Origin of the sequence: Roseovarius sp. MMSF_3350 (assembly GCF_030733425.1) — a bacterium.
Lineage (GTDB): Bacteria > Pseudomonadota > Alphaproteobacteria > Rhodobacterales > Rhodobacteraceae > Roseovarius.
In genome coordinates this window covers 482,652-495,877 of record NZ_JASHIZ010000001.1, presented here as the reverse complement: position 1 = coordinate 495,877, position 13,226 = coordinate 482,652, and the positions used below count along the sequence as shown (strand labels likewise).

Genomic DNA, 13,226 nt, shown 5'->3' with positions numbered 1-13,226 from the left:
CCGCGCCGCCGGCACACGCCATGAAGGACACGCTGACGCCGCCGGACGCGCTGATCTGCCCGGCCGAGGTCATTTTCGACCACGACACCGTCGAGGCCCGCATCGACGCCGCGCGCGAGGCCGATCCCTCGGACACCGCCGCCCTGCGCCGCGAGGCGGTTGCGGCCATGACCGACGCGATGAAGGCCGGCCGCGCCGCCATCGCCGAGGCACTGCGGCATACACCGTTCGCCGCGCGCGAGGCGACCCGCGCCTATACCTGGCTCACCGACTGTGCCGTGATGACCGCGCTCCAGGTGGCCGGCCGCCACCTGCACCCCCTGCCCAACCCCACCGAATCCGAGCGCCTGACCGTCTTTGCCGTGGGCGGCTACGGCCGGGGCGAGATGGCCCCCTTCTCTGACGTGGACCTGCTGTTTCTCACGCCCTACAAGATCACCCCCTGGGCCGAGAGCGTGATCGAAAGCACGCTCTACATGCTTTGGGACCTCAAGCTGAAGGTCGGCCACGCCAGCCGCACGATCCGCGAATGCATCCGCCTCGGGACCGACGATTTCACCATCCGCACGGCACTTCTGGAAAAGCGCCTGCTTTACGGCGACGACAGGCTGGCGGGCGACCTCGACCACCGCCTGCGCAACGATCTCTTCAAGGGCACGGAGCGCGAATTCGTCGAGGCCAAGCTGGAAGAGCGCGACGCCCGCCACGAAAAACAGGGCGAACGCTACATGGTCGAGCCCAACGTCAAGGAGGGCAAGGGCGGCCTGCGCGACCTGCAATCGCTGTTCTGGATTTCAAAGTACCTCTACCATGTCGACGACGTGTCCGATCTCGTCGGCCACGGCCTGTTTCTCGAGGACGAGTTCGAAACCTTCCTCAAGGCCGAGAACTTTCTCTGGGCCACCCGCTGTCACCTGCACCTCGTCACGGGTCGCGCGACCGAGCAGCTCACCTTCGATCTCCAGGTCGAGGTGGCCGAGCGCATGGGCTACAAGGACCGCGCCGGGCGCCGCGCCGTCGAGGTATTCATGCAGGAGTATTTCCGCCACGCCACCGCGGTGGGCGACCTCACGCGCATCTTCCTGACCAAGCTGGAAGCTGCGCATGTGAAGTCAGAGCCACTGCTGCAACGCCTTTTCACCCGCAAGCGCAAGCTCAAGGACGGCTACAAGGAGGTCCATGGCCGGCTGGCCATCGTGAATGAAAAGGCTTTCCTGTCCGACCCGCTCAATATCCTGCGGGTGTTCGAGGAGGGCCTGCGCACCGGGCTGCTGATCCACCCCGACGCCATGCGGCTGGTCACCGCCAATCTCGAGCTCATCAACGACGACTTCCGTGAAAGCCCCGAGGCCCGCAAGCTCTTCCTTGGCCTGCTGCTGAAGCACGGCAACCCGGAACGCGCGCTGCGCCGGATGAACGAGCTTGGCGTGCTTTCCGCCTTCCTCCCCGAGTTCGAGCCCATTCGCGCCATGATGCAGTTCAACATGTATCACAGCTACACGGTGGACGAGCACACCATCCAGTGCGTCAGCCAGCTGTCCAGGATCGAGCGCAAGGAACTGACCGAGGACCTGCCCATCGCCTCCTCGATCCTTGATGCCGGCGTGAACCGCAAGGTGCTCTACGTCGCCATGCTGCTGCATGACATCGGCAAGGGCCAGGACGAGGATCACTCGATCCTCGGCGCCCGGATCGCCCGCCGCGTCGCGCCTCGGCTGGGCCTGAAACCCAAGGAGGTCGACACGGTGGAATGGCTGGTGCGCTATCACCTGCTGATGTCCGACATGGCCCAGAAACGCGACATTGCCGACCCGCGCACCGTGCGCGACTTCGCCAAGGCGGTGCAGACCCGTGAACGGCTCGATCTTCTGTGCGTCCTGACCGTCTGCGACATCCGCGGCGTCGGACCCAACACTTGGAACAACTGGAAGGCCTCGCTCATCCGGGCGCTTTACCGCCAGACCCGCCGCGCCATGGAAGGCGGGCTCGAGGCGCTCAACCGCGAACAGCGCGGCACCGACGCCAAGCGCAACCTGCGCGAGGCGCTCACCGACTGGGACGCCAAGGACCTCAAGACCGAGCTGGAGCGCCACTACCCACCCTACTGGCAGGGCCTGCACGTCACCGCGCACGAGGATTTCGCGCTTCTCCTGCGTGACATCTCGGAAAACGAGGTCCGCATCCAGCTCACCCCGGACGAGGACCGCGACGCCACCCGCGTCTGCTTCGCGCTGGCCGACCATCCCGGCATCTTCAGCCGCATGTGCGGCGCGCTGGCGCTGGTGGGCGCCAACGTGGTGGACGCGCGCACCTATACCACCAAGGACGGCTATGCCACCGCCGCCTTCTGGATACAGGACGCCGACGGCAGCCCTTACGAGGCCGACCGCCTGCCGCGCCTGACGCAAATGATCCACAAGACGCTTCGGGGCGAGGTGGTGGCCCGCGACGCCATGCAGTCGCGCGACAAGATCAAGAAACGCGAACGCGCCTTCCGCGTGCCCACCCATATCACCTTCGACAACGAAGGCTCGGAGATCTATACGATCATCGAGGTCGACACCCGCGACCGCCCCGGCCTGCTCTACGACCTGACGCGCACGCTTTCCAACGGCAACGTCTACATCAACTCCGCCGTCATCGCGACCTACGGCGAACAGGTGGTCGACACGTTCTACGTCAAGGACATGTTCGGCCTGAAATTCTATTCCCCCGCCAAGCAAAAGGCGCTCGAACGCAAACTGCGCCAGGCGATCTCGGAGGGGGTGGAGCAGGCCACACGCTGACCGATGGCGGTTGTGCGGACATAAAAGACGTTTGATCTACAGACCCGGCGCGGAAACAGGCCGCAGGCCCCGCGCCATCGACGGGCCGCCCCCACGGCCCGGCGATTGGGTGAAGTTCGGTGCATCGCTCAATCCTGTTTCGGATTTGGCTGGATAAAGTGCTGCCCAACTACCGTCGGATCGCCGCGCCGCGGCCCGTCGATGGCGCTCGGGGATATAAATCACATTTGTCCGCAAAGGGCTCGAAGCGGTCATTGCGCTACAACTTCACCGCAGGGTCCTGCGGGCACCATTTCCTGCGCAGGAAATGGCTGTGAAAATACGCATTTTCACACCCGGAATTTTCCAAAATTCCGGTCCGCGCCCGCATCACTGCTCCGGTGACAAATCCACCCGCTCGCCCCGCCGCGGTGGATCGACCTGCGCCCCGGTGACCGTCCGGGCAAAGGCGTGACCCGCATGCACCGCCGCCGCGATGGTGCCCGGGCAGAAACAGTCGCCGATCCGCGTCACCGCCTTGATCCCCGCTGACGCCCACTCGGCCTCGCGGTCCTTCAGGCCGGTCCACAGTCCATCATTGGGCACCCGCGACGTCACCGGCACCAGTGTCGCGCAGGGCACCTGTCGCCGGGCATCCGAATAGACGCAGGCCAAATCCAGCGTACTGCCGTCTCCCTCCGCCACCTTGTGCAGCGGAATGATCGTCACCCCCAGTTCGATCAGCCGCGCCTGGATACGCTCTTGCTCCAGCGTGTTATCCGTCCACGGCGCAACGACGGGCGATGGCGTCACAAAGACCACCTCGCGCCCCGTCTGCACCGCCAGCTCTGCCAGCACGCTGGCAAGGTAATACCCGTCATCGTCATAGATCACGACCGGCCCCGTACCATCATCCTGCTCCAGCCCCCCCTGCATCGCACTTTCGGGCGACAGCACCGGCAAGGCCCCGAATGCCGCGACCGGCAACCGATGCGTGCGCCCCACCCCGTCCAGCCGCCAGCTGGCCCCGGTGGCCAGCACCACCTGCCCGATGCCGTAGTCCAGAATATCCGACGCACTCAGCCGGCTTTGCAGGTAGAGATCGGCCGCATCCTTCTGCTGCAACTGCCACAGCCGCCAGTCACGCACCCGGCCCCATTCCGCCAGCCCCGGCAGCGCGCTCTCTATGGCCACGCGCCCGCCCCAGGCGTCGCTCGACTCGGCCAGCACCACCTCGTGGCCCGCCGCGACCAGCCCGCGCGCCGCCTCCATGCCAGCCGGCCCGCCGCCCACGATCAGGAATCGCTCCGACACCACCTTGTCACCCGTTATCACCTCCGGATGCCAGCCGCGCCGCCATTCCTCTCCCGCCGTCGGGTTCTGGGTACAGCGCATCGGCATCAGCAACTGATCCCCCGAGACGCAGATGTTGCACCCGATGCACTCGCGGATCTCTTCCAGCCGGCCTTCCTCGATCTTCTTCGGCATAAACGGATCGGCAATCGACGGCCGCGCCGCGCCAATAAAATCCAGATGCCCCGATTTCACCAGCCGCACCATCGCGTCGGGCGAGGTATAACGCCCCACCCCCACCACCGGCCTGGTCGTCACCGATTTGACGAAGGCGGTGTAAGGCTCCTGATACCCTTCCTTGGCAAACCGCGCCGTCTGGCTGTCATTCGACCAGTCAGAGATGTTGACGTCCCACAGGTCCGGCTCCTCGGCCAAGGCCTCGATGATGTCGCGCCCCTCCACCTCGTGACGCAGGCCCGCCGCGCCCATCAGCTCGTCCACCGCCAGCCGCACCGCGATGGCGCAGCTGTCGCCCACGGCCTCCTTCGTATCGGCCAGAACCTCGCGGAACAGGCGCAGCCGGTTCTCGAAACTGCCGCCATATTCGTCCGTCCGGTGGTTGTGCCGTGCCAGCAGGAAATGCATGAGCAGCGTCATGTCATGCCCGGCATAGACATAGATGATGTCGAAGCCCGCCTGCTTGGCCCGCCTCGCCGCGTCCACATGCCAGCCCCGGAACGCCTTGATATCCCCCTTGTCCATGCCCCGCGCCTGCCACGGATCGCCCCAGTCGCTGACCGTGCCAGAAGGCGCCAGCATCGGCTCGCGCGAATAACGACCGCTGGCATGATGCCCGTTATGCGCCAGCTGGATCGCCGCCAGACTGCCATGCGCCTGCACGGCCTCGGCCATCAGCCGCAGCGCCGGGATGTCGCCATCGTCCCACAGCCGTCCCTCGTTCGCGGGCGTCAGGTCGGAACTGGGGTGAATCTCCACCTCCTGTGTCGACACCACGCCCCAGCCACCCTCGGCCTTCACGGCCCGGTGCGCCGCCTCGGCCTGCGGATAGCGAAAGCCCATGCCGGTGCAATGCGGCACCTGGTAGAACCGGTTGCGCGTGACCTTGGGCCCGATCCGCACCGGCTCGAACAGGATGTCATAGGGCGAGGTCGTCATGGCGGCACCTTCCGGTCGGGGTGGGGTTGCCCGGCACGCTATCACTCTCCTCGCGGGGCGCCAGACCTCAAATCCCGCTGAACCCACCGCGCGGTGCGGTCACGAACCGGGTCCGGCCGGTCCGCGAAAATGGCACCGACGCCATGCCACCAAAATACCGACGTAATACCGACGCCGGATTTGCGCGGCCGTCCGCCATTCACCTTCGATTCGCGCGCCCACCGTGCCGGTCGCCTCACGCGGCCCTTCCCCCGTCCCCGGCAATCGGCTACTGCTCTTGTAAAACAAGACGAACGCAGGCACCGCACATGCAACCCATCCGCCTTCTCTCCGGCGTCCTGACCGTGGGCGTCTGGACCCTGGCCAGCCGGATCCTGGGCTTTGTGCGCGACGTCATCATCGCCAACCTCATCGGCCCCGGCGTTCTGATGGACGCCTATGTCGCCGCGTTCCGCCTGCCCAACCTGTTCCGCCGCTTCTTTGCCGAGGGCGCGTTCAACGCGGCCTTCGTGCCGATGTTTTCCAGGCGGCTCGAGGCCGACGAGGACCCGTTCGGCTTTGCCCGCCTGGCGCTTTCCGGCCTCAGCCTCGTGCTGCTCATACTGACCGCGCTGGCGATGATCTTCATGCCCGTTCTGGTCTATGCCACCGCCGAGGGCTACTATGGCGACCCGCGCTTCGACATCACCGTCGATTACGCGCGCATCACCTTTCCCTACATCTTCTTCATCTCGCTCGCGGCCTTGTTTTCCGGGGTTCTCAACGCCGCCGGACGCTTCGCCGCCGCCGCCGCCGCGCCAGTGATCCTGAACGTGCTGCTGGTCGGCGCCATGCTGATCGCGCACTACACCGGCGGCCCCGTGGCCGATGCGCTCATATGGACGATCCCCTTCGCCGGCGTGGCGCAGCTGGCGCTTGTCTGGATGGCCGCAGACCGGGCGGGGATGCGCATCCGCCCCACCCGGCCCCGCTGGACGCCCGAGATGTCGAACCTCGTGCGCGTCGCCGTGCCCGCGGCCTTGGCCGGCGGGGTGGTGCAGATCAACCTCGTGGTGGGGCAACTCGTGGCCTCCAATACCGAAAGCGCGGTCAGCTGGCTCTACGCCGCCGACCGCCTGTACCAGTTGCCCCTGGGCGTCGTGGGCATCGCGGTGGGCATCGTCCTGCTCCCCGACCTCTCGCGCCGCCTCAAGGCCGAGGATCACGAGGGCGCCCGTCACGCCTATTCCCGCGCCGCCGAGATCTCGTTGGCCCTGACGGTGCCCTGCGCCGTGGCGCTGATGGTCATTCCCCTGCCGCTGGTGTCGGTGCTGTTCGAGCGTGGCAAGTTCGATGCCGACGACACCGCCGCCACCGCGCTCGCCGTGATGATCTACGGCCTCGGCCTGCCCGCCTTCGTGCTGCAAAAGGTGCTGCAACCGCTGTTTTTCGCCCGTTCGGACACGAAAAAGCCGTTCCACTACGCGCTCGTGGCCATGGTGGTGAACGCCGCGCTGGCCGTGGGGTTGGCGCAGGTCGTCGGCTGGTGGGCGGCCGCCATCGCGGCCTCGGCGGCCGGCTGGGCCATGCTCTGGCTGCTGGTGCGCGGCGCGCGCGGCTATGGCGAGGTCGCCCGCTTCGACGACCGCTTCCGCCGCCGCGTCTGGCGTATCCTGCTGGCGTCTTTCCTCCTGGGCGTCATCCTGTGGGGCCTGCAGGTACTGATGACGCCATTCTTCGGCCTGAGCGGTTGGCGCTGGCTGGCCCTCCTGGTGCTGATCGGCCTCGGCAGCGTCAGCTATTTCGGTCTCGGCCAGCTACTGGGAGCTTTCCGCTTCTCGGAATTCCGCGCCGCGGTGCGCCGCTAACGCCGCCGCAGCTTCTGCCGCAGCCGCGTCATTCCGCCAGGCACCAGCACGAAGGACAGAAGAAACCCGCCAACGAATCCGCCGATATCGGCCACCCAGGTGAAATAGTTGCCGTAAAGCAGACCGAAAAACAGTTGCAACCCCAGCAGAACGCCGATCATCACGAAAGCGCGCATCTGGTTCTCGCCGATTGCGCCCAGTTGCAGCCAGACAAGGCAGGTAAAGCCGCCGATCAGACCATAGACGCCGGGGAAACCCCCTATTAACCCCGGCCCGTCAGGATAGATCAGGCCAAAGACCAGCGCGCCGAAGATGCATGAGGCGAAAAATAATAGTGCCACCGCCCACCCGGCCATGCGCTCGGCCACGAATTTTCCGATGGCCAGGGTCATGACGATGGCGAAAACCGCCTGCATCAGGCTGGCATGAACGAACGGATAGGTGACGAAGCGGATAAGATAATCAATCCTTAATTGACCGGTCTCCAGCATCCAGGTCATCGCCCGGTTGGAAAACCCGAACTGCTGGATCGTCGAAATGCGCCAGCCGATCGCCTCGGGACCGCCCACCATGCCGCGGGCGCCCAATTGGAACACCGCCTCGGCGGCGGCCATGGCAGCGACGATGGCCAGCACCAGCGGCGGGATCGGGTTGACCGGGCTGTCACCGGGACCGGCGGCATTGGGATCGGACATCGGTGTGGCCTCCTTGACGGCTGTTGGCCGCAGCAGTAAGCGAGGCGGACACGAATTTCCAGACGGAGTCCGCCATGGCTGAGGCCAGCTTCACCCCCCGCGTCTTTTCGGGCATCCAGCCGTCCGGCAACCTGCATCTGGGCAATTACCTCGGTGCGCTGAAACGCTTTGCCGACAGCCAGAACAGCGGGGTCGAGTCGATCTTCTGCATGGTCGATATGCACGCCATCACCGTCTGGCAGGAGCCCGAGGCCCTGCGCCGCGCCACCCGCGAACTGACCGCGGGCTTCATCGCCTCGGGCGTCGATCCGGCGCGGTCGGTCCTGTTCAACCAAAGCCAGGTCTCGGCCCATGCCGAGCTGGCCTGGATCTTCAACTGCGTCGCCCGGATGGGCTGGATGAAGCGGATGACCCAGTGGAAGGACAAGGCCGGCAAGAACCAGGAAAACGCCTCGCTGGGCCTCTTTGCCTATCCCGCGCTGATGGCCGCCGACATTCTGGCCTACCACGCCACCCATGTGCCGGTGGGCGAGGACCAGAAGCAGCATCTGGAGCTGACGCGTGATATCGCGATCAAGTTCAACAACGATTTCGAGGTCGATTTCTTCCCCATCACCGAGCCGGTGATCGAGGGTGCGGCCACCCGGGTGATGAGCCTGCGCGACGGGTCCAAGAAGATGTCGAAATCCGATCCGTCGGACATGTCCCGGATCAACCTGACCGACGACGCCGACACGATCTCCAAGAAGATCCGCAAGGCCAAGACCGACCCCGAGCCCCTGCCGTCGGACGCCGAAGGGCTGGCAGACCGCCCCGAGGCCCGCAACCTGGTGAACATCTACGCCGCGCTGAACGACCAGAGCGTCGACGCCGTGATGCGCGACGTAGGCGGGCAGCAGTTCGGCACGTTCAAACCCGCGCTGGCCGAGTTGGCGGTGGAAAAGCTGGCGCCCATTTCCCAGGAAATGGCCCGCCTGATGCAGGACACCGCCGAGATCGACCGCATCCTGTCGGACGGCGCCGGAAAGGCCCGCGAGATCGCCGCGCCGATCCTCAAGCGCACCAAGGACATCGTCGGCATGGTCGGCGCCTGACCCGATCGAGTGGCTTCGCCACGCCCGATTGGCGGGAATGAGGGGCGCTGCCCCTCAAACTCCCCGGAGTACTTTCGGAACGATGAAAGCCCTGTGTGTTTGCGCACCATCTCTGCGGCAGCGTGTGGAATTGCCTTGCACGTGAAACTGGCCCATTTCTGCGGCAGTCAGGAAAGGGCCATATCATGTCGTTCACAACCCATCCCGAAACCCGCATCGGGCACGTGCACCTCCGCGTCTCCGACCTCGAGCGCGCCATCGCCTTCTATTCCGGCGCTCTGGGCTTCGAGTTGCAACAACGCTACGGCACCGAGGCCGCATTTCTGTCCGCGGGCGGCTACCACCATCACATCGGCCTGAACACCTGGGACAGCAAGGGCGGCACACCGCCGCCTCCGGGGCATACGGGCTTGTACCATACGGCAATCCTCTATCCCGATCGCACCGCATTGGCGCAGGCTTTGAAACGCGTGCTGGAGGCGGGCATCGCGCTGGACGGCGCCGCCGAGCACGGCGTCAGCGAGGCGGTCTACCTGTCAGACCCCGACGGCAACGGGGTCGAGCTTTACCGCGACCGCGCCCCGGAAGAGTGGCCGCGAGACGCGGAAGGCAACCTGAAGATGGTCAACAGCCGCCTGGATATCGAGGCCCTGCTGGCCGAAGCCGGCTGAGCCCTCTGGACCCTGCCGCGCCTCCGGCTTAGGGTCCGCGCCAAAGGGAGGCGACCATGGCCACAGGCAGCAACATCCGGACCTATTTCGACGGCACCTGGCATGACGGGGACATCCCGGTGATGCGCGCCGCCGATCACGGCATGTGGCTGGGCTCCAACGTCTTCGACGGCGCCCGCTTTGCCCACGGCCTGACGCCCGATCTGGACCGGCACTGCGCCCGCGTGAACGCCTCGGCCGAGGCACTGATGGTCACGCCGACCGTGTCGGTGCAAGAGATGGTCGAGATCGTGCGAGACGGGCTGACCGCCTATGCCCCCGATGCGGCCGTCTATATCCGCCCGATGTACTGGGCCATCGAAGGCGGCATGTCGGCCATCGTCCCCAAGGAAGGCGGCGCCACCGGCTTTGCCATCAGCCTCGAGGAAATCCCCATGGCCACGCCCGAGCATTCCGCCACCATTACCCGCACGCGCTTTCGCCGCCCGGTGCTGGAGGATGCCGTGGTCAACGCCAAGGCCGCCTGCCTTTACCCCAACAACGCCCGCATGCTGGCCGAGGCCAAATCAAGGGGCTTCACCAACGCGCTGGTGGCCGACGCGCTTGGCAACGTGGCCGAGGCCGCCACCGCCAACGCCTTTGCCGTCAAGGATGGCGAGGTCTTTACGCCGGTCCCGAACGGAACCTTCCTCGCCGGGATCACCCGCGCGCGGCATATCGAGAACCTGCGCGCCGATGGCGTCATGGTGCATGAATGCGTCATGTCCTTCGACGATTTTCACGACGCCGACGAGGTCTTTCTGTCGGGCAACATGATGAAGGTCACGCCGGTCACGGCCTTCGACGACACGAACTACCAGATCGGCCCGGCCACCCGCCGGGTGCGCGAAATGTACTGGGACTGGGCCGCCAGCGCCTGAGCCCGGGCCGCTCAGGCCGCCGCGTCGTAGCTGGAAAAGACCTCGGTCCCGCCGTCCCGCAGGATCAGGTGAACGTCATAGGCCTCGCGCCGGTCCTCCGGCCCCATCCCCGGTGAGCCATAGGGCATCCCCGGCACCGCAAGGCCCACAGCGTCGGGGCGCTCGTCCAGCAGGCGGCGGATATCGGCGGGCGGCACGTGACCTTCGATCATGTACCCGGCAATCTTGCCGGTGTGGCACGAGATCATCTGCTGTGGAATGCCGTTGTCGATCTTGTAGCGCGACAGGATCGTGCCGAACGCATCCTCGCTGGTCACGGCAAAGCCGTCGTCTTGCAGAACCTCCATCCACGCGCCACAGCAGCCGCAGTTGGGATCTTTCATCACATGAATGGCGGGACCGGATTGCGCCAGGCCGGCAAGCGGGGCCGCGGCCACCAGACCGGCGGCACCGGCGAGAAAGTTGCGTCGGGTCGGCATCGGCAGTCTCCTTGCAGGCTGGGTTGGCGCGGATTCTGGACAGGTTCGCACGCCGTCGTCAACCATCCGCCCCCGCACCCGGCATCACAACCGGATGACCCAAGCCGCCGCCTAACGCAGCGTCGGACGTGACAATCGCGGCTGACGTGACCATGGTGCGCGTCAACCTACGTTTTGATCCGAACGTCCCCCGGGAGGCCGCACATGACCCGATATCCCCACCTGCTCGCCCCGCTCGATCTGGGCCACGTCACGCTGAAGAACCGCGTGCTGATGGGCTCGATGCATACCGGGCTGGAAGAGACCAAGGACTGGAACCGGGTGGCCGAATTCTACGCCACCCGCGCCCGCGGCGGGGTCTCCCTGATGGTCACCGGCGGCATGGCTCCCAACCGCGAGGGCGGCGTCTTTCCCGGCGCGGCGGGACTTTTCAACGAGCAGGACATTGCCAACCACAAGGTGGTCACCGACCGGGTGCATGACGCGGGCGGCCTGATCGCCATGCAGATCCTGCACGCGGGCCGCTACGCCTATGGCCCCGAATGCGTCGCCCCCTCGCCGATCAAGTCGCCCATCTCGCCCTTCCCGCCCAAGGAGCTGGACGAGGATGGCATCGAGAAGCAGGTCGCCGATATCGTCACCGCCGCCGCCCGCGCCCGCGAGGCCGGCTATGACGGGGTCGAGATCATGGGCTCCGAGGGGTACTTCATCAACCAGTTCCTCGTGCGTCACACCAACAAGCGCGAGGACCGCTGGGGCGGTTCCTACGAGAACCGGATGCGCCTGCCGCTGGAGATCGTGCGCCGGGTGCGCGAGGCCGTCGGCCCGGACTTCATCCTGATCTACCGCCTGTCGATGATCGACCTCGTGCCCGAAGGCTCGACCTTCGACGAGGTCGTGCAACTGGCGCAGGAGGTCGAAAAGGCCGGGGCCAGCATCATCAACACCGGCATCGGCTGGCACGAGGCGCGCGTCCCCACCATCGTCACCTCCGTCCCGCGCGCGGCCTTCACCTGGGTCACCAAGAAACTGATGGGGCATGTGGGCATCCCCGTGATCACCTCGAACCGGATCAACACGCCGCAAGTGGCTGAGGACGTGCTGGCCCAAGGCTGCGCCGACATGGTGTCGATGGCTCGCCCCTTCCTGGCGGATGCGGAGTTCGTCAAGAAGGCCATCGAGGGCCGCGCAGACACCATCGCGCCCTGCATCGCCTGCAACCAGGCCTGCCTCGACCATACCTTCTCGGGCAAGATTTCCACCTGCCTCGTGAACCCTCGTGCCTGCTATGAAACCGAGTTGCCGATCACGCCCACGGACACGCCCAAGACCGTCGCCGTCGTTGGCGCCGGTCCCGCGGGCCTTTCCACCGCGATCACCGCGGCCCACCGCGGCCATGACGTGACGCTCTTTGACCGCGATGACCAGATCGGCGGCCAGCTCAACATGGCCAAGCAGATTCCCGGCAAGGAGGAATTCTTCGGCCTTGTCGATTGGTACGACACCATGCTGAAGGAAACCGGCGTCACGGTGAAACTGCGCCATGACGTGCAGGCCGACGACCTGATCGGTTTTGACGAGGTGGTCATCGCCACCGGCGTCCTGCCCCGCGACCCGGAAATCGAAGGGCAGGATGGCGACAACACGCTCAGCTATATCGACGTGCTGAAGCACAAGAAGCCGGCGGGCAAACGCGTGGCCATCGTCGGCGCGGGCGGCATCGGCTTCGACGTGGCAGAATTCCTCGTCCACGAGGGCGAAAGCCCGACCGAGAATCTCGAGGAATGGAAAGAGGAGTGGGGCGTCGGTGACCCCGCGCAGACGCCCGGCGGCCTTGCGCCCGAAGGCCCGCAGCCGGATGCGCCCGCCCGCGCCGTTACCCTGCTGCAGCGCAAGTCCGAACGCGTGGGCAAGCGGCTGGGCAAGACCACCGGCTGGATCCACCGCGCGTCTCTCAGGATGAAGGACGTCGAGATGGTCGGCGGCGTGAACTATGAACGGATCGAACCTGCCGGCCTCGTCGTCTCGAACGGCGAAGGCCGCGAGGACCCGCGCACGCTCGAGGTCGACAGCATCGTGCTCTGCGCCGGACAGGTCAGCGAACGCAGCCTGGCCGACGCGCTGGGGACCAAGGGAATTGCCTGTCACGTGATCGGCGGCGCGGATGTGGCGGCGGAACTCGACGCCAAGCGCGCCATCGACCAGGGCACGCGGCTGGCGGCCACACTTTAGGGAAAAGTTTGCCGCACCACCGACGGGCCAACCTCTGCGCCAGGCCTTTTCACC

Annotated in this window: 9 protein-coding genes; 6 read left to right on the top strand and 3 right to left on the bottom strand. The window is 66.1% G+C overall.

Going from position 1 to position 13,226, the window contains the following annotated elements:
- Window positions 1-20 precede the first annotated feature (20 nt).
- Window positions 21-2,786, top strand: coding sequence for a [protein-PII] uridylyltransferase (locus RBB31_RS02415; RefSeq protein ID WP_306127657.1), 2,766 nt, complete (start codon window positions 21-23; stop codon window positions 2,784-2,786).
- A gap of 369 nt (window positions 2,787-3,155) precedes the next feature.
- Here RBB31_RS02415 and RBB31_RS02410 read toward each other — a convergent pair whose 3' ends face one another.
- Complete coding sequence (locus RBB31_RS02410) at window positions 3,156-5,234, bottom strand: FAD-dependent oxidoreductase (protein WP_306127656.1); 2,079 nt, start codon at window positions 5,232-5,234, stop codon at window positions 3,156-3,158.
- A gap of 308 nt (window positions 5,235-5,542) precedes the next feature.
- Between RBB31_RS02410 and murJ the strand changes: the two genes are divergently transcribed.
- Window positions 5,543-7,081: a murein biosynthesis integral membrane protein MurJ gene (murJ, locus tag RBB31_RS02405; protein WP_306127654.1), complete on the top strand. Its 1,539-nt coding sequence runs from the start codon at window positions 5,543-5,545 to the stop codon at window positions 7,079-7,081.
- Here murJ and RBB31_RS02400 read toward each other — a convergent pair.
- Window positions 7,078-7,776, bottom strand: a complete 699-nt coding sequence (locus tag RBB31_RS02400; RefSeq protein ID WP_306127653.1) for a rhomboid family intramembrane serine protease — start codon at window positions 7,774-7,776, stop codon at window positions 7,078-7,080. The two genes, murJ and RBB31_RS02400, sit on opposite strands and share 4 nt — an antisense overlap.
- Before the next feature lie 74 nt (window positions 7,777-7,850).
- Here RBB31_RS02400 and trpS point away from each other — a divergent pair, with 74 nt between their 5' ends.
- The 3 genes from trpS to RBB31_RS02385 all read left to right on the top strand — a co-directional run bounded on the left by trpS (window position 7,851) and on the right by RBB31_RS02385 (window position 10,461).
- Window positions 7,851-8,870, top strand: coding sequence for a tryptophan--tRNA ligase (gene trpS, locus RBB31_RS02395; RefSeq protein ID WP_306127652.1), 1,020 nt, complete (start codon window positions 7,851-7,853; stop codon window positions 8,868-8,870).
- Window positions 8,871-9,055: 185 nt separating this feature from the next.
- A complete protein-coding gene (locus tag RBB31_RS02390; RefSeq protein WP_306127651.1) occupies window positions 9,056-9,541 on the top strand; it encodes a VOC family protein in 486 nt (161 codons plus the stop codon).
- 56 nt (window positions 9,542-9,597) lie between these two features.
- Window positions 9,598-10,461, top strand: coding sequence for a branched-chain amino acid aminotransferase (locus RBB31_RS02385; protein ID WP_306127650.1), 864 nt, complete (start codon window positions 9,598-9,600; stop codon window positions 10,459-10,461).
- Window positions 10,462-10,472: 11 nt separating this feature from the next.
- Here RBB31_RS02385 and RBB31_RS02380 read toward each other — a convergent pair whose 3' ends face one another.
- Entirely contained in the window at window positions 10,473-10,940 is a 468-nt protein-coding gene (locus tag RBB31_RS02380; RefSeq protein ID WP_306127649.1) for a DUF411 domain-containing protein, read from the bottom strand.
- A gap of 204 nt (window positions 10,941-11,144) precedes the next feature.
- Here RBB31_RS02380 and RBB31_RS02375 point away from each other — a divergent pair, with 204 nt between their 5' ends.
- Window positions 11,145-13,172 carry an NADPH-dependent 2,4-dienoyl-CoA reductase gene (locus RBB31_RS02375; protein ID WP_306127648.1) on the top strand — a complete coding sequence of 676 codons (2,028 nt, stop codon included), beginning with the start codon at window positions 11,145-11,147 and terminating at the stop codon, window positions 13,170-13,172.
- The last annotated feature ends 54 nt before the right edge of the window (window positions 13,173-13,226 follow it).

Coding starts and splice junctions, on each gene's coding strand:
- RBB31_RS02390 (WP_306127651.1), top strand. CDS start 9,056: ATGTCGTTCACAACCCATCCCGAAACCCGCATCGGGCACGTGCACCTC.
- RBB31_RS02380 (WP_306127649.1), bottom strand. CDS start 10,940: ATGCCGACCCGACGCAACTTTCTCGCCGGTGCCGCCGGTCTGGTGGCC.
- RBB31_RS02415 (WP_306127657.1), top strand. CDS start 21: ATGAAGGACACGCTGACGCCGCCGGACGCGCTGATCTGCCCGGCCGAG.
- RBB31_RS02375 (WP_306127648.1), top strand. CDS start 11,145: ATGACCCGATATCCCCACCTGCTCGCCCCGCTCGATCTGGGCCACGTC.
- RBB31_RS02400 (WP_306127653.1), bottom strand. CDS start 7,776: ATGTCCGATCCCAATGCCGCCGGTCCCGGTGACAGCCCGGTCAACCCG.
- trpS (WP_306127652.1), top strand. CDS start 7,851: ATGGCTGAGGCCAGCTTCACCCCCCGCGTCTTTTCGGGCATCCAGCCG.
- murJ (WP_306127654.1), top strand. CDS start 5,543: ATGCAACCCATCCGCCTTCTCTCCGGCGTCCTGACCGTGGGCGTCTGG.
- RBB31_RS02385 (WP_306127650.1), top strand. CDS start 9,598: ATGGCCACAGGCAGCAACATCCGGACCTATTTCGACGGCACCTGGCAT.
- RBB31_RS02410 (WP_306127656.1), bottom strand. CDS start 5,234: ATGACGACCTCGCCCTATGACATCCTGTTCGAGCCGGTGCGGATCGGG.